This window comes from Bradyrhizobium sp. CCBAU 45321, assembly GCF_028128975.1.
Taxonomy (GTDB): domain Bacteria; phylum Pseudomonadota; class Alphaproteobacteria; order Rhizobiales; family Xanthobacteraceae; genus Bradyrhizobium; species Bradyrhizobium yuanmingense.
The window spans coordinates 16,345-36,562 of the sequence record NZ_LFKZ01000106.1; the positions used below are offsets into that span (position 1 = coordinate 16,345).

Sequence of the window (20,218 nt, forward strand, 5' to 3'; positions counted from 1 at the left end):
TGGTGCTCACCCGCCCACGAGCCTCGGGAAAAACAATGTCTCCTCCGCGGTCGGATCGAACGCGGTGATCCTTGTTACCTCACCGGGCCCCTTCCGCACCGCGGCGGTATATCCCTTGTCGGTAAATTGCAGAAAAAGCTTCTCCGCCTCTACCAATGCTTCTGCATTGGAGTTGTCGAAAAAGTGCCGGCTATCGCCGCTGTGATCCATCACGATTTGCACTGCCATGCTGAGACTCCCGATTGCACTTCACAAGCAATGTGGAATCCGAGCCGTCGTTCCTAACTGACGCAATCGCCAGTGAGACACCTTCTATCGCTCTGCACCATGATTGGCTGAACGGTGTAATGGCCTGTCCGACGCCCTAACGATCGCCTCAGCTTCGTCTAGGCTCGATCTATTATCTACATGCGATCTCAGGACACGCGGCGGAGTAGTGCTGAACGATCGACCGAAGGGGTGCGTGCTGCCGCGCAGCGCGTCGCTAGGCAACTTGTAGCAAGGCCCCGTAATCTACGCGTAGTGTCAGACACCAAGCCAAAAGCTGTTCAGTTCAAACTACTTGTGTGAAGACTGTAGAGGAGTGGATATCCTCAGCGCGGCGAGAACCAAGAACCCAGTAGCTCGCCCCTCTTCCGCGAGAGCGCGCGGCGTTTTTTCCGCGCGAAGCTTGCCACTCTACGGCTTCGAGCCACGTTGAGAGATTAGATTGCGGAGCCGCTAGGCTCAGTCGCGCTTGACCGAAGTGAGGTTTGGGGCTCTCGGCTGCGGCTCGCCTCACAAGCCACCTGCGAATCCTCCGCGAAAAGTGTGGAGAGTTAATCTGGAGCGGCCGGATTATGGGCGCGATGATCCACGCGCAACGAGCCCGCGAGCGCGCCCAAGAGGCCGCTCGAGGCCGGCCCGGCGGAGGCGGAAGCCTGGTCCGTCCGCATGGAATGCTACGGGAGCCCTGCGCAGCCCTCCCCAACGATCGATAAATGCTTAAATGGCGGACTCGCGTGGCTGGTGGTTGAGTGCGCCCGCTGCAAAGACACGCGAGCCTGCCACTCGGCGTCCTACGTCGGCATAAACACACGCCGCTCTGGAGTTCAGGCGCTTTTTCCTGCCTCGCGTCGCGGGGGATATCGCGTTCTCTTCGGCGACCGAGCTTGCAACGACTCTGCGTCGGGCTGCGGCGGCCCACGGCGAGCACGAGGAGAAGGTTGGTCAGCGGGACGAGAACTGGCCCGACTGGTACGCCGAGTACATCGCTGCCGAGCAATCCGGCAGCACCTTCCCGAAATAGCAACGAGACGGTTCGCCCACAGTCGAGCGAACCGACTCCAACCTGACTGGGAGAGCTGACGAGGCGAACAGAATTCTGGTATTTTACGGCTCCTGTCGCTCCGTATTCGGGATCGCGGTCTTGCTCGGCCGTTTCCTGACCGGCGTCATCCTTGATCATATGGACGCAAGGAAGCTGATGAGCGCTGTCTGTGTGGGAGGTGCGATTGCTTGCGGACTTTACGCGGCCGGGATGACGGGAACGACAGCGTTTCTCTGTGCAATCTTGATTGGGGCGATTTACGGCGCCGAGTTCGACGTTCTGAGCTATGTGGTGAAGCGTTTGTTCGGGGTTGCTATCTTTGGTCGTGTTTATGGCCTCGTATTCGCCGTGTTTCAGTTGGGGGCGGCTCTAGGCGCAACGCTGTTGCCGCTCAGCCGCGCTTATTGGGGCGGATACGGTCCTGGTCTGACGGTCTATGCCGCCAGCCTTCTCGTCAGCGCGGCGCTGATATTGCAACTTGGTTCATCATTTGGGACAGACAAGCAGCAAGGCGGGCGTACCTGATGCGGATCTCGTGTCGATGCAGTCAGGCAAGAGGCCATGGCAGGCCTCTCGCGGGCTGACCTCGCAGCCGTTGGCCTCTTAAGGGAACGCAAGGTCTTGTAGGAGCCGAGAAAGCTTGGCGAATGCGCTTACCTCGTCGCGTCGGGCGACCGTCAAACCGGGATTTTGGTGGTGATCGCGTCGAGAGGTAAGGCCATGGGCGTCACTACAACGAACGCGATGATGGATTATTGCCCTGATTTGCCCGACGTGCCTCGCGAGCGGAGGCTGGTTGGAAGCGTGAACAGCTTCGGGCCTTGCGGCTGAGAAGCGCGGCTTGCCTGGCCGTAGCTCGCGATTCGCGCTCGCCTTCGCCAAGTGGGCTTCTTGCTCCAGCCGTCTTCGCATTCGCTGTGCTCAAGCTACGCCGGACACCACGCTTCGTCCTCGGGCCCGCGCGGCTGCGCCACCACGCGTAGCCCGAAGAAGACGCTTGCGGCTGCCTCCTTCCCCCGGCTACAGCCTGCACGTATCGATCGATCCGGCCGCGAGGCACCAAACCGGAGTATGTAGAGAGACCGGTGCATCCTGGCACTGGCATCCCACCTCACAGAAGGATTGTCGCTGCGAGTGGCACCAGTCATGCCGTCAATGCCGCTCGCGCAACGATTCCTGTCCTCTCGTCAGGCTCGGCGCCGTCGAGAAAGACTTTCACCGCGGTGCGAGCGCGCAAATCGATTTCGGAAAGCGTTGGTATGTCGCCGAGCTGAAGCACGGCCTCCAGATGGACGTTTCCATGGAGCATCGCAAGAAACCGGCGGGCGCCGGCTTCGCAATGCGCTAGATCGATTTCTCCGGCCTGCTTCGCTTTTGCCAGAATTCTCGTAAGGACCGCGATGACCGGCGTAGGTCCATGTTGCGCGTAGGCCCGTGTCGCATTGGGGTAGCGGTCCGCTTCAAGTATGGCTGTATAACAGACCTCCAGCAACGACGGCGTCATCATCGTTTCGAGGAGATTGCGCCCAATGATGATGAGCAGTTCCCTGAGTGGCAAGGAAAGCTGGTCGGCACTGACACTCAGTGCGTTGGACGAGTAATGGCTGACGACATTGGTGAACTGATCGACGAGAAGTTGCTGCACGTTCTCGCGCCGCGTTGACCTTTCGCGCAGTAGCTGCCGGTAGAGACCGTGCGGCGTCCATGTCCAGCTCGGTCGGCCGAGCAAGAACGCCGAGAGAACCGCGCAGTTCGACCAACCGCGAAGCTGGCTCGCTTTGCCCGGGACCGCTTCGCGGACCCGCAGGATATCGCCCGTCGCACCCCACCGAAGAAATCTGACGGCATCGGCCGGTGGCAGGATCGTCACCATCATGCGCGTCCACCACGGCTCAACGAGCAGCCAACTCCCCGTGCTCGTGGGCCGCATGGCAAAGACATGCTTATGCCTGTGATGGACGAAGCGATGCCACCATTGCCGTCGAAGGCCGGGCACGAAACAGACGATCCAGTCGGCGGGGTCGACTGTCACCAGGGACCCATTATCGTCGATGCTGTTCGCCAGGTCCGCCGGGACGTTGCCGATGACCTTCAGTCTTGAAGGGTTCTCGCTCGGGCCAGACCATCTTGACCGGCCAATATCATTGGCTGCGCTCATCGCTTCATGCTCCTCGTGCTCCCGCATCCATGAATGAAGCTTTCGATACTGGCTCTGACGCGGTCGGCGGCTGGGGCTTCCAGGCTCATTGCCGGAGTCAGCATCAGCGCCTGGTAGAGCGGTTCTCTCAGTAGTCCCAGCAATTGCTCGGCGTATAGCTGAGCGTCCGATATCGACAGGATCCCCCGCTCATTTGCTGCGGACAGAAACTCCCGTAGCTTGAGTGTGACAATCGCTTGTCCCGCCTCGTGCACCCGCTTCTTCAGCGCAGGATTGCGTGCACCCTCGGTCATCATCATCCGAACGAACCGAACCAGGGTGGTCGAGTATTCCTCCCAGGCAACGCGGCCGAACGCGATGAGTGTCTCGCGTGCATCATCTACGGTGCCGGGGCGCGCTCTCCTCACCAATGGCTGCGATATGAGGGAGGCTTTGTGTTCGGCGATCGCGACGATGAGCTCGTCGACGCTCTTGAATGCCGATAGAATGTCTTCCTTCGAGTATCCGCTTCGATCCAGAATACTATCGAGGTCCGCGGGCGCGCCGCTGGGATGGGCGAGAGCCTCGCTGACCGCCAGCACGATCTCGGCGCGAGGATCTGGCTTCGATACGGCGTTGTCTTGTCGGGAAGGTTTCGACGCGGGATGTGTCATGTATGGCTCCTCGGTCCGAGCTAACTGCGCCACGCGCTTCTTCGCGTGCAGGGCAAAAGCGATCTTGATGGTGACCAGAACGGGCGCAGCGATGACGAAAAGAAGGGCGATTGCAGCGAACGCGGTGTCGAAAGCGATCACCGTGGATTGGCCGGTGAGGGCTCGACCCAACAGACCCATCGCAGTCCGGCCGGCGGCCACGCTGTCCATTCCTCGTGCTGCGAGCATGGCACTCATCGCCGTCAGCCGCTCGCTGACCGCAGGAAGGCCTGCGGTGACACTCGCGCCAAGCACCGTGGCATTGGCAGTGACATGGTGATCGATCATTGTCTGTAGCCCGGCTACCCCCATGAGGCCACCGAGCTGGCGCCCCGCGTTGAACAGTCCGATGCCGGACGCTCGATTGCGCTTATTGAGGTCGCTGAAAGCGATAAGAGTGATCGACAGGAAGAGGAAGCCAAGTCCAAAGCCGCGTAGCTGGATGGCGGCCATCATGTCGTCGGCGCCACTTTCGCTGGTCGAGCCAGACAGCATCCACATCGCCGCCATGATCATCAGTATGCCGAACGGCACGGTGAAGATCGGCGGGGCGCCGCGGGCCTGCATGAGGAAGGCGGCCACGAGGAGGGCGCCGACGAAAAACGCGCCGCTCGGCAGCAGGAGCTGGCCGGCATCGGTAGGCGTGAACGCGAGAACGGACACGGCAAACGACGGGATCAGATACGCGCTGCCGAACAAGGCGGCACCGGCGACGAAACTGACGATGAAGGCGAAGGAGAAATCGCTCGACCGGAACAGGGTGAAATCGAACAGGCCTTGGCTTTTGGCCATCGCTTGTTGGCCGAGAAACGCCAGCAAGGCGGCTGCGCCGATCCCGGTCAGCCACGCGATGCGAGGCTCCTCTAACCAGCGCCATCGGCTGCCTTGGTTGAGAACATAGGTGAAGCAGAAGAATGTGACTGAGATCAGCAAGAAGCCGACCCAGTCGAACGGAAGGCGCGCAGCCGCAACGGGCCTGGGACCGTCTGCGATCAGCAGAAGTCCGATAGCGGCGAGGGCTACCGGAACAACGCCGAAGAAAATCCATGCCCACGACTGGCTGTCGATCAACCATCCCTGGAGCGCCGGAGCGATGGTCGCAGGAGCCACCACAGACCCCATCGCAAACAGAGCCTGAAGGATCGGCTGGCAGGATCGCGGATAGGCGAGAAAAATGATCGACTGTCCCGCGACAAGCAAGGTGCCGCCGGAGAAGCCCTGTATGATGCGGAGTGCGGCCAGCAGATCTAACCGATACGTGATGGCGGCGATGCCGCAGGCCGTGCCCATGACCAGCGTCGAACCGATGATCAGGCGGCGCGGACTGGTGCGTGTCATGAGCCAGGAGGCGGCCATGAACCCGATTAGCTTTGTTGCGGTGTATCCGATGTCCAGCCAGGCGAACTCGTCGGGAGTCGCATGGGTGTCGCCAATGATGTCGTTGCGTCCGAGCGAGAGGACGGTGCTTGCGATCGCCTCCGTCAGAGTGGCGAGCACGATGCCTGCGACAAGAATGCTTCCTGCCGCGCGCCTGTCGTAGCCTGGCGTGGCGTCGGCGATCGCGGTCATGTGCCGCTTCCTCGATCTATTTCGACACGCGCCGACAGGCCAGGCACGACGCGGCCGGGCAATGGATTTCTGTCGAAGCGGATTTTCACAGGCACCCGTTGAACGACACGAATGAAGTTCCCCGTCGCATTGTCAGTGGGGAGCAGGGTGAACGCAGAACCGCTGCCGGGCGCAAAGCTGTCCACCACACCTTCAATCGTCTGGTTCGGATAGCCGTCCACCTTGATGCGGGCGCGCTGACCGGGCCGGATATGTTCGATCTGGCTTTCCTTGAAGTTCGCCACCACCCACACGTCCTTGACCGGAACGATGTCGAGCAAGGAGGTGCCCGGCGCGACAAGCCGGCCGACGCGAACCTGGCGGTTGCCGACGACGCCGTCGACCGGCGCATGCACCACGGTGTGGTCGAGATCGATCTGGGCGAGATCGCGTGCGGCGTGCGCTTGCGCCACTGCAGCAAGTGCAGCTTCGCGCTGGCTGGCAAGGACGGCGATGCGTGCCCGCTGGGCCTCCACCGTTGCCGCCGCCGCCGACACGCCCGCCTCGGTTCTCGATAACGCCGCATCGCTTTCATCGACCTGCGCCTGGCTGATCGCGTTGGTGCGGATCAGTTCGCGGCGGCGATCGGAGGCCTTGCGCGCCAGATTCATCTCGGCCACGCTCGCAAGTCTTTGAGCTTCGGCCTGCCGTATCAGGGCATGCTGGAGTTGGATCTCCGCATCGACATTGGTGAGGCGGGCTTGGGCGGCTTCGACATTGGCCTCGGCTTGCGCCAGGCGTGCGCGGTAGTCGCGATCGTCGATCCGGAACAGGACGTCGCCTGCACGAACGGTCTGGTTATCCTGAACCTCCACGGCCGTGACGTAGCCTGCAGCCTTCGGCGCGAGCGAGGTCATTTCGCCGCGAATATAGGCGTTATCGGTGAATGTCTCGTTCGAATGGGCATACGCCCAGCCACCAGCCACAAGCACGACAGCGCCGAGGCACAGCACCAAGCCGACCGCCTTCTGGCTAACATGCACCACAATACCCTCCTGCAACGGTTATTGTCGCTGACAGCTCTGCCCATTCACTCGCGTTCCGGCCGCCATCGGCGGAGATCGCGGTTTCCCCGCAATTCGTCGCCAAACCTAGTTGCGCACCGTTATGGCCTTCTTGTATGTCGCGGGGTCATCGAGGATCTTGACCAGATACTCGGCCACGTCCGCGCGGGTGGCTGTTGAGGTGATATTCCAGCGCAGATCGGTCCCGGCCTTCAGGTTTCCGCGAGCACGCTTGAATGTCAGCGTCGCCGGTCGAACGATCGTCCAATCGCAGTCACTCTCCCGGACAGCTGCCTCCTGCGCCTCCTTGTCTGCCATCACCTCCTTGAGTGCGAGCTTGACCAGGAAGCCTGCGCCAAAACTCCCGGTGTGGTAGCTCTCACCGACACTCACCGAGCTCTCAACGATGAGTCGGCCCTGGCCTGGAGGCATGGCGGCCAGAATGTTCTTGGTTCCCACCGAGCAAACCGGGACGCCGGGCTGGCGTCGACCCAGATCCTCCTTCGCCTGAGGTACCGTCCCCAACGTGCAGATCACCGCATCCGCACCTTGGACCGCAGATGCCACCGAGGCTGCATCCATTGCATCGCCCTTGACGATCCTGAGATTCGGATGCGTCAAGGGCATGCGCTTCGGGTCACGGACAAAGGCAGTGACGACGTGACCCGCGGACAAGGCGGACTCAACGACGAGCCGTCCTGTCGACCCGGTTGAACCAAAGACAACGACGTTCATCACACTCTCCCATCGCGCGGCTTCGAGGCGGGATCGCCGTGCGGAGGGTCCGTGAAGCCAGCAGCATCTTTGCGCGGACACTCAGGTTGCGCCCGGGTCGTCATCGGGAGCGGGCACTCACTGTGGTGTGGGACTTCCTCGACATGCATGTTCATGCAGAAGGCGCAGCCGTTGAGCTGCGAAGCACGCACGGTCTCGCGTTTCATCGAGGTCGAGCTCCAAAAGGATTTTGGGTGAGCGGGCCGCGCTCCGGCGCCGGTAACGCGGCCCTTATCGAATGAGGTGCTTACGAGGCGCCTCTCGATCGAACTGTGCGATCAGTAGTCCCAGAAGACCGGCACCCAGCGAAAGGCGTCGCCGTCGACTGCCACATGTCCGACGGACGGGAACGGCAGGTGAGTGGCCACCAGCAGTCCACCGGTCTCAGCCAGTTCCCGCAACAGACTGATACGAACGCGGGCCGACTCCTCGGGATCGTGTTCGAAGCCGTTGTACCAGTCGGGGTGCTCGAACCCGACCGCGAACACGAGGTCGCCGGCGAACGTCAGCCGGTCGCCGCCGGACGCCACGCGGACCACGCTGTGCCCGGGGGTGTGGCCGCCGGTGCGAGTGACGATCACTCCCGGTGCCACCTCGTACTCCTCCTCGAAGGTGCGCAGCTGGCTGCGGTACTCTTTCACGAACCGCTTGGCGGTCGATCGAAGCGCGTCCGGGAACCCCGGCGGCATGGCGACGTGGGAGAAATCGGGCGCCTCCCAGAACTTGACCTCGGCGGCCGCCACGTGGATTCGCAGGTCCGGACGTAGCTGTTCCTTGACCCGTTCGACGAGCAGCCCACCAATGTGGTCCATGTGCATGTGGGTCAGCACCACGTCGGTCACGGACGCAAGATCGATGCCGGCGGCCTCCAGTCGCTTGATCAACTGCCCGGCGCGCGGCAAGTGCAAGTCCGGGTCGAGCCCAAGCCCAGCATCGACGAGTATGGTCCGGTCGCCGCTACGCACCACGACCACATTCAGCGCCCAATCGTAAGCGTCGGGCGGCAGGAACATGTCTTTCAGCCAGGTCGCCCGGACGGCCGGGTCGATGTTGTGTGCCAGCATCGCGGATGGGAGCGGTAGCACGCCGTCGCTGACGACCAGCACGTCAATGTCGCCGACCTGCACCGCGTAGCGCGACGGAACCAGTTCGTTGGGCCCCGGTCCGCCGGGGTGTGAGGTGTTGGCTAAGCTCGTGTCGACGTCCATGCTCGATCTCCTGTTTCATGTTCAAGGCTACTGGCTGGTCTCGGTTGAGCTGGCCGCGCAGCCAGCGAGAAGCGCGGCCCATTTCGCGTGAAGCATCTAGAAGAAGCCACTCACGTCAGTCACACGCTCCGGATCGGCAGCGGCCAGCGCGGCGGCACGCTCGGGCTGCGGCGGATAGATCCAGACGGTGTTGATCTCCTGCTTGGTCTTCTTGGCGACCTCGCCGACCATCGCCACTTTGCGTTCCCAGCCAACGGTGAACAGCGCACCGGCTTCGCCGAGGTCGAGGCAGGTGACATAGCCCTTCTGGTGATAGGGCTTGGTCGGAACGCCCAGCAGTTCGGCGGCGGCGTTGTTGCCGGCAAAAGCGCCCATTCGCGTGGCGTGCTGACACGACATCAGCGCGTAATTGCCGATATCGTCGCTTGCGGCCCTGGCGGCATCGCCGGTAGCGAAGACACCCGGCACTGATGGCACGCGCAACGCCCGGTCGACCAGTAGGCGGCCGAAATTGTCGCGCTCGGCCGGGATCTGCTGGGTCAACGGCGCCGCGCGAATGCCTGCCGCCCAGATCACGGTCTCGGCCTCGATGTGGTCGCCGTCGGAAAGCATGACGCCGGATTCGTCGAGCGATGTAATGCCGGCGCCAAGCCGGGTCTCCACGCCGAGCTTGCGCAGGGCCTCTTCGATGACAGGACGCGGGCCTTCGCCCATATCAGGTGCGATCGCCTTGTTGCGGTCGACGATGATGACGCGCGTCTTGGCGTCCTTGCCGAGGATTCCGCGCAGTCGCGAGGTCATCTCGGTGGCCGCCTCGATGCCGGTGAAACCGCCGCCGGCGACGACAACCGTGTCACGCCCGTTCACCGCCGGCCGCTTCGCCAGGCCGTGCAAATGCTTGTCGAGGGCGATTGCATCATCGAGCGAGTCGACGCTAAATCCGTGCTCGCTAAGGCCCGGAATGTTCGGACGGAATAGCCGGCTGCCGGTCGCCACCACCAGCCGGTCGTAGGAAAGGGTCTTCTTCGCACCCTTGGCGGCGACGATGCCCACCGTGCGGGATTTGGCGTCGATGGTTTCGGCGCTGCCTTGCACGTAAGTAACGTCGACGGCCTTGAGCACCTCCAGCAGCGGCGCCGTCAGGGTCTCGGGCTTCGGTTCGTACAGCCGCGGCCGCACCACCAGCGTTGGCTCTGGCGCGACCAGCGCGATCTCGAGCTCCTCGGGCGAAACGCCCTGGATATCGCGCAGGCGGGCTGCGGAAAGTGCGGCGTACATGCCAGCGAAGCCGGCTCCTATGATAACAAGTCGCATGTGATCTACTCCTTGGTTTGATTTTCTCGGTAGTGCCCGCCGCTTCTCTTTGGCGGCAAGCATCCTCCGATCGACGTCGACGCGAACAGGCGGACCGAAGACCGGCGGGCCCTATGGTAGGCAGTTCGGTGCCGAAGACATCGGCGTGGGATTTTCACAAGCCGCGCGGCAGCCTCCGAAAGGGGATGCCCAGCCACGGTTAAGGGTCACGGGCAAAGCTGGGCTCGGGCCCCAGTTCTGGTAGGGGAGCTGGGCGCCTACTTTGGACATGATGGAAATCACGGGACTGGTCCGTTGCACGGCCTGCGCTGGAATTTCCACCTCCTCCCCCGCTGCTGAAGTGAAGCGAACTCCCAATGAAAGTCCGTACACGAGTGCGGTCACGAAGCCTTTTCGGCGTGAAGTGATTGCAAGCCGGTCGACCAAGTTCTTCCTGAGCATGTTGTCTCCGTCTGCTGGGGCGTGGGGCACCCTCATGATCTAGCGGACCGAAGATGCGACTGCGCCAGAGCGATTGCTGTACCTGCAGAGCGATTGCTGCTAACGCACGCGGCGTTACGCTAGGGCTTTCGCCCAGGCGATCGCTGAACGCCACGGCGGGGCGTACGAGGACCGCGTAGCCGAGCTCCGCCAAGCGACAAAAAAATCCATGCATCGGCGACTTGCAGCGTGTTCATGGTGATCGAGCGGTACTGTGGCGCAGCCGAACGGGCGGCGAGATCCCGGTGCTTTCCTTGAAGGCTCGGCAGAAGTGGAAGCTCGACAGGCCCGCCTCGCGAGTGAGACATCGGTATCGATGTCCGCGCAAGTGTTCGCCGGTGCGGCGGCATTGCCATCGGCGACAACGCGTCAATGACCGGCTGGATCGCGGTCCAAGAGATCGCAGGGGATGCCGTGCCGGACAACGCGCTCGACTGTTGTCTGCGGATTACAGCATCATGTTTCAAGAATCCGGGAATACCCATCGCGAGGTTGAGCCCGGTCGATGAGTGTCATCGTGCGAGAACGCGCCGCTCCAAACACCGCCGATATCCCACTCACCGCTAGAACCGCAGTGATGCCGTGGGGGAGAGCCATGGACGTGGTCGGCCATAAGTGCGACTGCGTCGTGGACATTTCCCGCTGTGGGGAAAAGCTTGTTACGGTAGAACGAATGCCGTCAACGCTTGTGACGTCTCCAGTCGCTTGGGGTTTCGCCGGTCAGTTTCTTGAATGCCGCGGCGAAGGCGGTCTGGGAGGAGTAGCCGAGGGCCGCCGCGATCGAGACGACGGATTCATCGGTATCGCGCATGCTCATGGCTTGCTCGAGCCGGTGCTGACGCAGCCAGGCATGAGGCGAAAGCCCGGTACTTTCCTTGAAGGCACGGCAGAAATGAAAGCGCGATAGACCGGCATCCGAAGCCAGCGCCGCGAGCGAGACATCCGAATCGCTGTCCGAGCGCAAACGGTCGGTGGCACGGAGCAGGACCTTCGGCGAAAGCCCGCCCGTGATCGGCCGGATCGTGGTTAGCGCGCCGCTGTGCGCAGCCAGCACGCGCGTGGCCAGAAGGTCTGTCAGCTGGTGCCGGAACAGCGTATCCAGGGCCCCATTGCCCTCCAGGGAATCGGCCGCGCTCAACAGCAATCGGGATGTAATGGGGTCAGGATACCCCGTTCGTTCCAGGAGATCGATCGGTGTAGCGGTATCGGCTTCGTCGGCAATGCGCTTGAGCGTTACGTGAGGAAGGTAGAGCTGAACGACATCAACGGGTTTCGGAATATCCCATCGTGAGCTTGATCCTTCCGGAATGATTATCACGACCCCGGGACGAAACGTTCCAATAGCAACCGATCTTCCTGACCGCCGCTCCACGCGCTGCATCGAGCCGTTGTAAGCCATGATGACGTGATCGGTCATGGGCTCGACGACGTCGTGCAATGGTTCATGTTTCCAGTGAGCGATCGTGCCGCTGGATGGGTCTGAAGCCATGCGGAGTGGTTTAGTGTGAAGCACGCGCGCCATCTCCGCATCGGCAGGACGGCGCTGGGCGTCCGGCAAATCGCGCTGGTGCGCCTCGGAAGAGCCTGGCTGATTCAGGTGCGAAGAATCGTGCAAGATTGGCTGGCTCATGAACCTGTCCTCGCTGTCGAGAAGCATCGTTGAGCGTTCGCGCGCGTTCTAGACGTGCTACAGGTCCAGCGTCTTTCCCAAAGCCGCCATGCTTTGTCCGATCCTGCTGTAAGCCGCCATCAAGCGCCCCCGCATGCGACCAAAGTCGAAAATCAGGCGCCGCGAACGGCGTTGCTCCCTGCTGTCGAACTGGCCAATCCGCTGGAAGCGCTCTCATCTTGAGCTCTGTTGCGAATGGTGAACAGCGCCTGCCGCCGCATCAGCGGCTGCTTCACCAACGGGTGAATACAGCCAAGCAACTGATGACGATCCGCGACCTGTCGCTGTCGGATACTGCAATATCGGCCGGGTTCTCGGCCATCAAAGCCACTTCACGCGGGTGTTTTCCGCTGTTGTCGGCATCAGCCCGGGAACGTGGCGTCGCGAGGGTGCAGTGTGCGCCCGAAGCGAAACGTGATCGGAGTCACGGCAGAAGCCTCGTCCGCTCAACGACGCCTTGTCTGCGAAATCGCGTAGGCGGCGAGGCGGGCCGCAAACATCTCGTCCGGCGGGTGACCGATGCCGTCCGCCAGAGTTGCCGGGTTGAAGACGGGCTCGTCGCACGCATCATTTGCTTCAACGCCAGTGATTACGATCGTTCCCAGCCGCACCGCTTCGCGTCTGTCCTCATCGGACCATCGGATGGTCACGTCCATGACAGGGTCGCCGGTACGGTCCAGCAGCGCCATCACGCTGACTCTCATATCGCGAGCTGCGATCCGGGACTTGAGGTCGTGCAGCAACTCGGTGGGCTTTGCCTTGGCCGCGGCCCTGGGCTGTGTCGCCTGTTCGCCGACTGGCGCGATCTTGAACTTGATGAATCGTGTCTCGCCTTTTGAATTTGCCGCGGGAAACGCATGCACGCCCCAATAGGTTGTGCAGGCAAAGCTTGCGGCGGGCGGATGCGCCGCGATGTACCTTGCCTGATTTAGCGTCTCTGGATTGGCAGCTGAGAATGTCACGACCTTTTCCGCGTCCGGCTTGCCATCCGGTCCGGGAATGCGCACTCGGAGGAAAGCCAACATCTGGTCAAGCGTCCTCGCGAAATGAACCGGGGCACTCTGGGTCAAGATTTCCGAGCGCTCGCCATCGCTGCCGAGCCGGAAGCTGAAGCCGCGCAGCAACAGGTAGTTAGTGTCTGGGCCTTCCGCCACCGAGAAGCGCGCCAGGACGCGAGATGGCTTGGTGAAGCTACAGGATCTCGTGATCTCCTTGGCCTGATCCGACGGGGCATACGTGCCGCGAACGCATTGACCACTGGCAAAGCTTGCACGTGACTTTGGCGGAAGACCGGCTACCCTCTTCATGGCGGCGACGACGGATGCGGGGCTGGCAAGGCGGCTCGGGAATTTGGGCAGGACGGGACCTCGAAATCTAGAGTTGGTGCACTTTCATGAGTAGGACAACTTGAGCGCCTTTCCCGGATCCACCCTGCCTTCCTTTTCTGCGACAGCAGCTTCCCCGATGCGTTACCGTTCGTAGGAGTTCAGGCCGCTTCTGGTCCGAAGCTGACGCGAACGCTGCAGCTGGGAAAGCCCGCATTGAGGCGAGCGGACGGGCAGACGCTTAGTAATTGCGGAGCTCTCTGGCGGCAGAACCTTCGAAAGACTCGCCGCTACTCTTGGCCAGGTCGTCAGCTCGACCACTGCGTTGCGACTGCCCAGTTGGGTGCTGCACCACCGCCAATACACCTTCAGAAGCGAATTTTAGCCAAGGCTGGTGCTTGGCCCGCCATTTCGGGCCAGGGCCACGCATGTAGTGCAGCTCGGGCCGGTAGCTATCGCGTACGTCCAAGAATAAGTTCTGAAGAATGCTGGCGATGTCGGACACGGTCACAGCGGTCTTCGAGCAAAAAACAGACTTTGCGGACCAGCGCGCAGAAGCCGGTGCGATCGCACGAGGACTGACAGTGCTTTTCCAGATCATCTTTTTTCTCCATCCGCTTAGATGTCGGCCGATGATTTAGCGAATCGGATCTGCTGCTGCGCCAGAGCGATTGCCGTACCTACAGAGCGATTGCTGCTAATGCATGCGCCCCGGCCAATCGGTCCGGCCTCCGCGGGGTTCCGCGAGAGCTCAGCCAAGTGTCTTCTCCCGCCGATGGCACGAAGCCGACATCCCACCCAGATCCGCCAGGCCGACGAGCGCTTCGGACGTAAGCCGCAGTGGCTTGTTGGAGATACCGCTTACGGGGCGGCTCCGATGCTGAACTGGTCGGTCGCGGAAAGAGGCATAGCGCCCCATATTCCCGTGTTCGACAAGTCGAAGCGGGATGACGGTACCTTCTCGCGTGGTAAGTTTCGATATGACCCGGCGAGCGACGTTTATCACCACCCTGCGGGTAAGACCCTGATTACAACCGGACCGGTTGCCCTTGGCCGAATGCTGACTGGCATCAATCGGCAGCAGCCGACTTTCGCAACAGAGTCGGCCAATAGCGGCTATCCCTCCGATACGGGACGAACCCACGAACAACGGTTGATCGATTGGGGATCAGGGCAGGGCGGATGTAGTGGGTACACACGGGCACGCTAATTGTTTTCTGCTCCACCACTCACCAATTGGCCAAAGAGATGCCGACTATCCCCCTGGAAGCGCATGAGCTGCATTTGCTCGATAGGGGAATAGTCAGTCGGCGATGTCTTGAACCTGATTCCAGGCAGCGCAACACCAGAAACCATGTCTAGGTTTGCTGCCTGTCGCATGACGTTTTTGCGCGTGAGGTCGTCGCCGCATTGCTTTAGGACTTGAAGCAAGGTCTCGGCGATACTGTATCCAAAGACGGTCGACGCATCGGCAGCATCTCCTTCCGGAAAGAAGTTCGACATGAAAGCGCGAAACTCGTTCATGCCTGCATCGTCTTTCCACTGAGGATCGTTCGGATCTTTCAGATAGGCAGCGCTCACTATCCCCTGAGAATTTTCTAATCCAGCTGGCTTCAGCACCGCACTGACCGAGACTGAAACGTTCGTGATGAAATGCACGGGCTTCCAACCCAGATCGCCGATCTTCTTGATTGCCTGAGCTGCAAACTTGGGTGTAGCAATGTTCACGAAAACATCGGGGTTAGACGCCTTGATCTGGGTGATCTGAGGATCGATAGAAGGCTGTGAAACATCGTAGGGGACTTCAGCAGTGACCATTTGAGACTTCGCGCTGCCAAAGACCTCGTTGAAGCCGATGAGATAGTCCTTTCCGAAATCATCATTCTGAAACAGAATACCTACTTTCTTGGGATGATTCTTTAGAATATAGCGCGCATAGATCCGCGCCTCGTCGCGGTAGCTGGGAAGCCAAGCCATGCTCCAGGGAAAGTTTTTTGGATCTGCCCACTTGCCTGCGCCACTGCCAAAAAACAGATGCGGCACTCCGCGTTGATGCATATAGCGCTGAATTGCCGAGTTGCCCGGGGTTCCTACGACGCCGGCGATTGCCAAAACCTCATCGCTTTCGACTAGCTTACGCGCTTGTTCGACGGTTTTCGGGGGGCTGTACGCATCATCGTAGGACAAGATCGTTACCTTCCGGCCACTTACTCCCCCCTTCTCATTCAACATCTTGAAGTACGCAACGAACGTCTTTGAGATCGCCGCATACGCAGACGCCGGCCCACTGTAAGGACCGATGTTGCCGATCTTGATCTCAGTATCACTTGCGCCAGCATCATAGGTCTTCTGAGCAAAGGCTGTAGCTGGGCTTCCTGCAAGAATCCCTGTGAGTGAAAGAGCCGCCCAAAAGGCTTTCGTGCGCAGCATGGCTTCTCCCGCCCTGAGTTTAGCACTTTGACATCTAACTCCTCATGCGGGCCAGAACAGCGGAGTCAGGGATGCCAGTCTTTACGAGTGCGACAGCGATCTTCCTCGCTTACGTTTCACTTTCCGGCACGCCCTGTGTTTCGCGACGCTACGCGCCCGGGCTGACGCCGACCAAGGTCGAAAATACTCGCGTAAAGTGGCTTTGATTGGCAAACCCGGCCGAGATCGCGATTTCAGCAAGTGACAGGCCACGGACGGCCATCAACTGCTTGGCCGCACTGACGCGTTGGCGAAGGAGCCATTGATGTGGTGGCAGTCCGACGGACGTCCGAAACGCGCGAGAAAAATGGCTAACCGAAAGGCCCAACTCAGCCGCGATTTCTTGCAACGTAAGTTTCCCGCTGAGATCCGACTCGAGCCTTTCGCAGGCCCGCTTCGCCTGCCACGGCGCAAGGCCGCCGGATAGGGTTTCGGCGTTTCGCAGTCCGCCATAGGTCTGAGCGACGTGCGCTGTGAGAGCAAGCATCATGTGATCGACGAAAAGCTGGTTCGCTTCGGATCGGCGGCGCAATACCTGCAAGAGCGATGCGCCGATGTGATGCACAACCTCATCGTGAAAGCCGGTGCCGAACTGGTAGTCGAGTTGGCCGACACGCCGCACGCCGAACTGCTCTGCGACGCCGTTGAGCGCCAAAGCCGGAATATAGAAATTAAGGGAGTGAAACGGCTTATCGATCACGTAGCGCGGGTCGCACTTCATGTCGTATATGTATGTCTGGCCGGCCCGGATATCGGGCTTGGTCACGCACTTGCCGCGCTCCCAGTACTCGCAGTTGGGGTAATCGCGAAATTTCAAGCTAAAGATGTAGGCATCCTCAGGTAAAATTGCGCCGCAAAGGCCCGGAACGGGATTGTCATTCCGCGTTTCGGTGGCTGCGATCTCGACGCCACGTACTGACCGCGTGATCAGCGATGAGGGCGTATTCTCAAGATGCAGAAGCTCCCTCCACTTATGACCGTGAAAACCGCTCTGTGCCATATGGATCAACTCGTCGGGAACGCGGGCCGGCGGATTAGCATTTTGCTGCGCTGCCACGCCATTATCGTGGATTAGCGAGGAGCCGTCCAGCTGGGCTCGTGACTGGATGTTTTACCTGCGATTTCAATGTGTCGTGAGCGTTCCCGTCTGCCAAGAGGGCATTGGGGTCGGTTTGGCCGGAGCGCGGCATCATACGAACGATGGGAAGCGTTATTAAACCTGTTCAGCTCCCCTCGGACCATCGAGATCCGACGTTCCGAGTTAGGCTGCTCTCCGGTAAGAAAACAAGGCTTGCGAAATAGTGGGTCTAGCGATGTAGCGGACCAGTGACTCGAACCCCCGATCAGCGAAGTCCCTAAGCGTTCACTCCCGCAAAGTCCTCAGCTGCAAGTTCAATCCCATAAGCGCTCGCATTTTGTTCTCGGCGGCGCGGCCTTGCCGCCATTTTCCGCGCTGCTCTATGGCATCGCAGGATGTCACGCTCGTTAGGCGGCGATGTTCCGCTCGATGAATAATCGCTCACTACAGGCTTGCACCAGCGGATCACTGTGACTCGGCGGACCCCCAATTCGCGCAAATGCGCGCTTACCGGACGCCATCTCTCTAGCGATGTAGTTCGAGAGTATCCGCGGGGTGCCGGCATCAGCCGTGCGGCAGACTGAAACGTCAGCGAGCCAATCGCCATAAACGAGCCATGCATGCCCACCCCAATCGAGGTTCGATGCCGAGAACACCTCTTTGCCGTCGAACGCCTCGTCTTCGCCGAAGACGCGTTTGTCGCCGATGTAGAGCGAGCCGGCCACGACAAAGCCGCGCTCCGAACCGAGCTTCTCCAGCGCAAATGAATACAACGCGCTCATCAGAGCGCACTGGCCTGGCATCCGAGCAGGAAAGACATTGAGCACCTTCAGCGCGGCCTCGTGGAGAACGTGCCTATCGGCGTCACCCACCGCGAACTTGCTCCACGCATCGACTGCAGCAGCATCGAACGACGCCGTTATCAGCCGTCGTAGATCACTAAGCTGATCCATAGCTCTCCAACCTGTCCAAAGAGCTTCGCCGGTAGTGCCCCCGCTGTGCCCCGATTTATCTGGGCCGCACCTTAAGGGAGACAAGTCGTTAAGTTATTGATAGTTTAGGTTTAATGGTGGGCGCACAAGGGATCGAACCTTGGACCTCTCCCGTGTGAAGGCCGATCCTGCCCTTGAAGCTGCTTGGTGAATTTATCGGCGAGGGGCATCCCCCGGCTTTTCCCCAAAGCGAGCTGCGGAGTCTTAGCGTCGTTGACTCAGCATTCTTTGCAGGACGCGGAGCCGCTTACCAACCGGGGACATCGCCCTATGGCTTCTGGTGGAGCGGCCTTGGACAACAACGACCAGCAGCTCTTGCGGATCATGTCCAAGCGTCGGAGTTGCGCTCGGCCCGAAAGCAAACGGCCTTGTCCGGTGCAAACCGGGGCCGGGGCAGTACATGCTTGGGACATCGCCCGAGGTTACTTCTTCAACTGTTTGAACCCGGAACAACATAGGGTGACTCACGTTGAGCCAACCCTTACCTTGCACTTGCTTAAATGTTGCATATATGCCACACGCACCGACAATTGTTCGTTTACAGATTGGATGCACTATATGGCTCGTCAACCCAAGATGGTACCGATTCGGGACCTGGGGGGAATTCGGCAATGCTTGAATTTTTAGTGGTCGCTGGAATTGCTGGCGGCGTCGCTGGTGCTGTGGCCGGCGGGATCTCCCTTGGCTCGCGGTACGTAGAAGCCAAGCTCCATTATGAAGAACAAGATATTAAACTCGATCGGCCAATTCTCGCTCCTAGGGCGCGGCGAAACTCCGGCTTTGGAGAAAAGCACGCCGCCTAAAGGCGGCATATTGTGTGGCTGATTGAAAATTTAAAAAGCAAAGCGAAGAAGCAGGCAACCGAGTCCGGCTCCGCTGTTGTGAACTGGCTGTGGGGTTTAGCTGCAGCCGGCCTTGGCGCGTATACGCTTTCAATTTTCCAGTCCTTTTACAATCTTGATCACACCCCGACCTGGCCAGAGGCGGGGAGCCTGCTCCTGATCTCTGCTAAGGAACTCCCTGCGTTCCTTTGGGATTGGCTGGTTTCTCGGCCTTACGACGCCATAATTAGGGACCACCCGGCGATCTCGATTGCGGTCATTGCGCTGACCGTAACTGGCTTGATCTTGGCCGGGCTTCTTATACGTGCAAATCGCATCCTGAACCGCCAAAGCGAGATTCTATCGAATGCCGCGGCCAACGAGGCTCTTGTCACGCAAGCTGGCATCAAGGGAAGATTCCCCCACGCAAAACAGGCTGATGATGGCGCGCCGTGGAAATCACTTTGCGAAGACATCCTTAGCGCTGAAAATAGGTTCGTCTATATTCTAGGTGCTAACGGAATTGATACCTTCGGAAAGCCGGGCTCGCCTCTCTACGATGCGCTTCAAAACTTTAGAGGGCATATTCGCGTCATTTTATGCAAGCCCGGAAGCAAGCAGATGAAGGGTCGCGCCGCCGCCGTTGGCTGGAGCCCTACCGAATACGAGAAGGCGATCAAGGAGTCTGTTCGACGCCTAAAATTTCTGAAAAAGCAGGCCCATTCCATTGAAGGCCGCTACTACGAAGGACAGCCCAATTGGAAGATAATAGCGACGAATTCCACACTGTGGGTTCAGTACTATCTGCCAGGCGGCCCCCACGTGGATCAGAGCCCCGTCTGGCTAGTTAGTGCCACCGACAACGCGGACGGTTTCTATCATTTGTTCCACTTGGAGTTTAATCGTATTTGGGAGAGATGCGTTCTTTCGCCCATCAACCTGAACTCATGAACGGCGTTTCCAATATCCCCTCCCATCGCTGTGAAATAGCGTGCTGCAAGGCGCCATACGCAGCCATCAGCACTGCTCACCGGTGCTAAGGCGGTGGTTGTTTCATGCCAAGCCATTTCACGCGCATAGGCCGACAGCGATGTGGTGATGAATGCCGATCTCAGCACTGGGCCGATCTTGCGAGAGGAGTGCGTGATCGTCGGGCAACTCGATGATTCTAAGCTTCAAGAAAAGTTCATTAGCGCGCTCGCCTATTCCCCAGTCTGAAATCCCTCACCCCGCATCTCGCGCTTGACCTTCTCCCATTCGCCTTTGAGAACGTTGCGGCCCGCCTCTACGAGAGCCTCGTCCAAGGCTTGCCGCTCT

The 20,218-nt window shown here is 60.2% G+C and carries 16 protein-coding genes and 4 pseudogenes; 6 read left to right on the forward strand and 14 right to left on the reverse strand.

Annotated features, from left to right (window positions below):
• Positions 1-6: 6 nt before the first annotated feature.
• A complete protein-coding gene (locus ACM43_RS12350) occupies positions 7-228 on the reverse strand; it encodes a hypothetical protein (RefSeq protein WP_036031717.1) in 222 nt (73 codons plus the stop codon).
• Positions 229-1,111: 883 nt separating this feature from the next.
• Between ACM43_RS12350 and ACM43_RS12355 the strand changes: the two are divergent.
• Positions 1,112-1,288, forward strand: a pseudogene (locus ACM43_RS12355) (VOC family protein); the annotation flags it as partial.
• A gap of 120 nt (positions 1,289-1,408) precedes the next feature.
• Positions 1,409-1,834 (forward strand): hypothetical protein, encoded by a 426-nt coding sequence (locus tag ACM43_RS12360; protein ID WP_036031716.1) that lies wholly within the window; start codon positions 1,409-1,411, stop codon positions 1,832-1,834.
• Positions 1,835-2,453: 619 nt separating this feature from the next.
• On the opposite strand, the gene ACM43_RS12365 is transcribed toward ACM43_RS12360, so the two are convergent.
• The 8 genes and pseudogenes from ACM43_RS12365 to ACM43_RS12400 all read right to left on the reverse strand — a co-directional run bounded on the left by ACM43_RS12365 (position 2,454) and on the right by ACM43_RS12400 (position 12,177).
• On the reverse strand, positions 2,454-3,467 hold the full coding sequence (locus ACM43_RS12365) for a TetR/AcrR family transcriptional regulator C-terminal domain-containing protein (RefSeq protein WP_271540297.1): 1,014 nt from the start codon (positions 3,465-3,467) through the stop codon (positions 2,454-2,456).
• Positions 3,464-4,120, reverse strand: coding sequence for a TetR/AcrR family transcriptional regulator C-terminal domain-containing protein (locus tag ACM43_RS12370; protein WP_271540321.1), 657 nt, complete (start codon positions 4,118-4,120; stop codon positions 3,464-3,466). Before ACM43_RS12370 ends, ACM43_RS12365 begins: the two co-directional genes overlap by 4 nt.
• A gap of 33 nt (positions 4,121-4,153) precedes the next feature.
• Positions 4,154-5,728 (reverse strand): annotated as a pseudogene (locus ACM43_RS12375) (DHA2 family efflux MFS transporter permease subunit); the annotation flags it as partial.
• The gene (locus ACM43_RS12380; protein WP_271540299.1) at positions 5,725-6,753 is read right to left on the reverse strand and encodes an HlyD family secretion protein; all 1,029 of its coding nucleotides are present in this window, start codon (positions 6,751-6,753) and stop codon (positions 5,725-5,727) included. The pseudogene ACM43_RS12375 and the gene ACM43_RS12380, both read right to left, overlap by 4 nt.
• 105 nt (positions 6,754-6,858) lie before the next feature.
• The gene (locus ACM43_RS12385; RefSeq protein ID WP_271540301.1) at positions 6,859-7,506 is read right to left on the reverse strand and encodes an NAD(P)-dependent oxidoreductase; all 648 of its coding nucleotides are present in this window, start codon (positions 7,504-7,506) and stop codon (positions 6,859-6,861) included.
• Between the two features lie 317 nt (positions 7,507-7,823).
• Positions 7,824-8,753, reverse strand: coding sequence for an MBL fold metallo-hydrolase (locus tag ACM43_RS12390; RefSeq protein ID WP_271540303.1), 930 nt, complete (start codon positions 8,751-8,753; stop codon positions 7,824-7,826).
• Between the two features lie 96 nt (positions 8,754-8,849).
• Positions 8,850-10,067, reverse strand: coding sequence for an NAD(P)/FAD-dependent oxidoreductase (locus ACM43_RS12395; protein ID WP_271540306.1), 1,218 nt, complete (start codon positions 10,065-10,067; stop codon positions 8,850-8,852).
• 1,159 nt (positions 10,068-11,226) lie between these two features.
• Complete coding sequence (locus tag ACM43_RS12400; protein WP_271540307.1) at positions 11,227-12,177, reverse strand: helix-turn-helix transcriptional regulator; 951 nt, start codon at positions 12,175-12,177, stop codon at positions 11,227-11,229.
• A gap of 248 nt (positions 12,178-12,425) precedes the next feature.
• On the opposite strand from ACM43_RS12400, the pseudogene ACM43_RS12405 reads away from it, so the two are divergent.
• Positions 12,426-12,634: pseudogene (locus ACM43_RS12405) on the forward strand (helix-turn-helix domain-containing protein); the annotation flags it as partial.
• A 28-nt stretch (positions 12,635-12,662) separates the two neighbouring features.
• On the opposite strand, the gene ACM43_RS12410 reads toward ACM43_RS12405, so the two are convergent.
• Positions 12,663-13,523, reverse strand: coding sequence for a catalase (locus ACM43_RS12410; protein ID WP_420896282.1), 861 nt, complete (start codon positions 13,521-13,523; stop codon positions 12,663-12,665).
• Between the two features lie 259 nt (positions 13,524-13,782).
• Positions 13,783-14,142, reverse strand: a complete 360-nt coding sequence (locus ACM43_RS12415) for a hypothetical protein (RefSeq protein ID WP_157786101.1) — start codon at positions 14,140-14,142, stop codon at positions 13,783-13,785.
• 195 nt (positions 14,143-14,337) lie between these two features.
• Here ACM43_RS12415 and ACM43_RS12420 point away from each other — a divergent pair.
• A pseudogene (locus tag ACM43_RS12420) lies at positions 14,338-14,568 on the forward strand (IS5/IS1182 family transposase); the annotation flags it as partial.
• Between the two features lie 179 nt (positions 14,569-14,747).
• On the opposite strand, the gene ACM43_RS12425 reads toward ACM43_RS12420, so the two are convergent.
• The 3 genes from ACM43_RS12425 to ACM43_RS12435 form a co-directional block, all read right to left on the reverse strand.
• A complete protein-coding gene (locus ACM43_RS12425) occupies positions 14,748-15,971 on the reverse strand; it encodes an ABC transporter substrate-binding protein (RefSeq protein ID WP_036032096.1) in 1,224 nt (407 codons plus the stop codon).
• A gap of 148 nt (positions 15,972-16,119) precedes the next feature.
• A complete protein-coding gene (locus tag ACM43_RS12430) occupies positions 16,120-17,010 on the reverse strand; it encodes a helix-turn-helix transcriptional regulator (RefSeq protein WP_036032097.1) in 891 nt (296 codons plus the stop codon).
• 485 nt (positions 17,011-17,495) lie between these two features.
• The gene (locus ACM43_RS12435) at positions 17,496-18,041 is read right to left on the reverse strand and encodes a hypothetical protein (protein ID WP_036032098.1); all 546 of its coding nucleotides are present in this window, start codon (positions 18,039-18,041) and stop codon (positions 17,496-17,498) included.
• Between the two features lie 650 nt (positions 18,042-18,691).
• On the opposite strand from ACM43_RS12435, the gene ACM43_RS12440 reads away from it, so the two are divergent.
• Both ACM43_RS12440 and ACM43_RS12445 read left to right on the forward strand, forming a co-directional pair.
• A complete protein-coding gene (locus tag ACM43_RS12440) occupies positions 18,692-18,883 on the forward strand; it encodes a hypothetical protein (protein WP_157786102.1) in 192 nt (63 codons plus the stop codon).
• A gap of 12 nt (positions 18,884-18,895) precedes the next feature.
• On the forward strand, positions 18,896-19,852 hold the full coding sequence (locus tag ACM43_RS12445) for a hypothetical protein (RefSeq protein ID WP_036032100.1): 957 nt from the start codon (positions 18,896-18,898) through the stop codon (positions 19,850-19,852).
• Positions 19,853-20,218: the final 366 nt, after the last annotated feature.

Excerpts from the sequence above, each read along its gene's own strand:
- ACM43_RS12350 (WP_036031717.1), bottom strand. The coding sequence starts at position 228 with ATGGCAGTGCAAATCGTGATGGATCACAGCGGCGATAGCCGGCACTTT.
- ACM43_RS12365 (WP_271540297.1), bottom strand. The coding sequence starts at position 3,467 with ATGAGCGCAGCCAATGATATTGGCCGGTCAAGATGGTCTGGCCCGAGC.
- ACM43_RS12370 (WP_271540321.1), bottom strand. The coding sequence starts at position 4,120 with ATGACACATCCCGCGTCGAAACCTTCCCGACAAGACAACGCCGTATCG.
- ACM43_RS12385 (WP_271540301.1), bottom strand. The coding sequence starts at position 7,506 with ATGAACGTCGTTGTCTTTGGTTCAACCGGGTCGACAGGACGGCTCGTC.
- ACM43_RS12390 (WP_271540303.1), bottom strand. The coding sequence starts at position 8,753 with ATGGACGTCGACACGAGCTTAGCCAACACCTCACACCCCGGCGGACCG.
- ACM43_RS12395 (WP_271540306.1), bottom strand. The coding sequence starts at position 10,067 with ATGCGACTTGTTATCATAGGAGCCGGCTTCGCTGGCATGTACGCCGCA.
- ACM43_RS12400 (WP_271540307.1), bottom strand. The coding sequence starts at position 12,177 with ATGAGCCAGCCAATCTTGCACGATTCTTCGCACCTGAATCAGCCAGGC.
- ACM43_RS12410 (WP_420896282.1), bottom strand. The coding sequence starts at position 13,523 with ATGAAGAGGGTAGCCGGTCTTCCGCCAAAGTCACGTGCAAGCTTTGCC.
- ACM43_RS12415 (WP_157786101.1), bottom strand. The coding sequence starts at position 14,142 with ATGATCTGGAAAAGCACTGTCAGTCCTCGTGCGATCGCACCGGCTTCT.
- ACM43_RS12425 (WP_036032096.1), bottom strand. The coding sequence starts at position 15,971 with ATGCTGCGCACGAAAGCCTTTTGGGCGGCTCTTTCACTCACAGGGATT.
- ACM43_RS12430 (WP_036032097.1), bottom strand. The coding sequence starts at position 17,010 with ATGGCACAGAGCGGTTTTCACGGTCATAAGTGGAGGGAGCTTCTGCAT.
- ACM43_RS12435 (WP_036032098.1), bottom strand. The coding sequence starts at position 18,041 with ATGGATCAGCTTAGTGATCTACGACGGCTGATAACGGCGTCGTTCGAT.
- ACM43_RS12440 (WP_157786102.1), top strand. The coding sequence starts at position 18,692 with ATGCTTGAATTTTTAGTGGTCGCTGGAATTGCTGGCGGCGTCGCTGGT.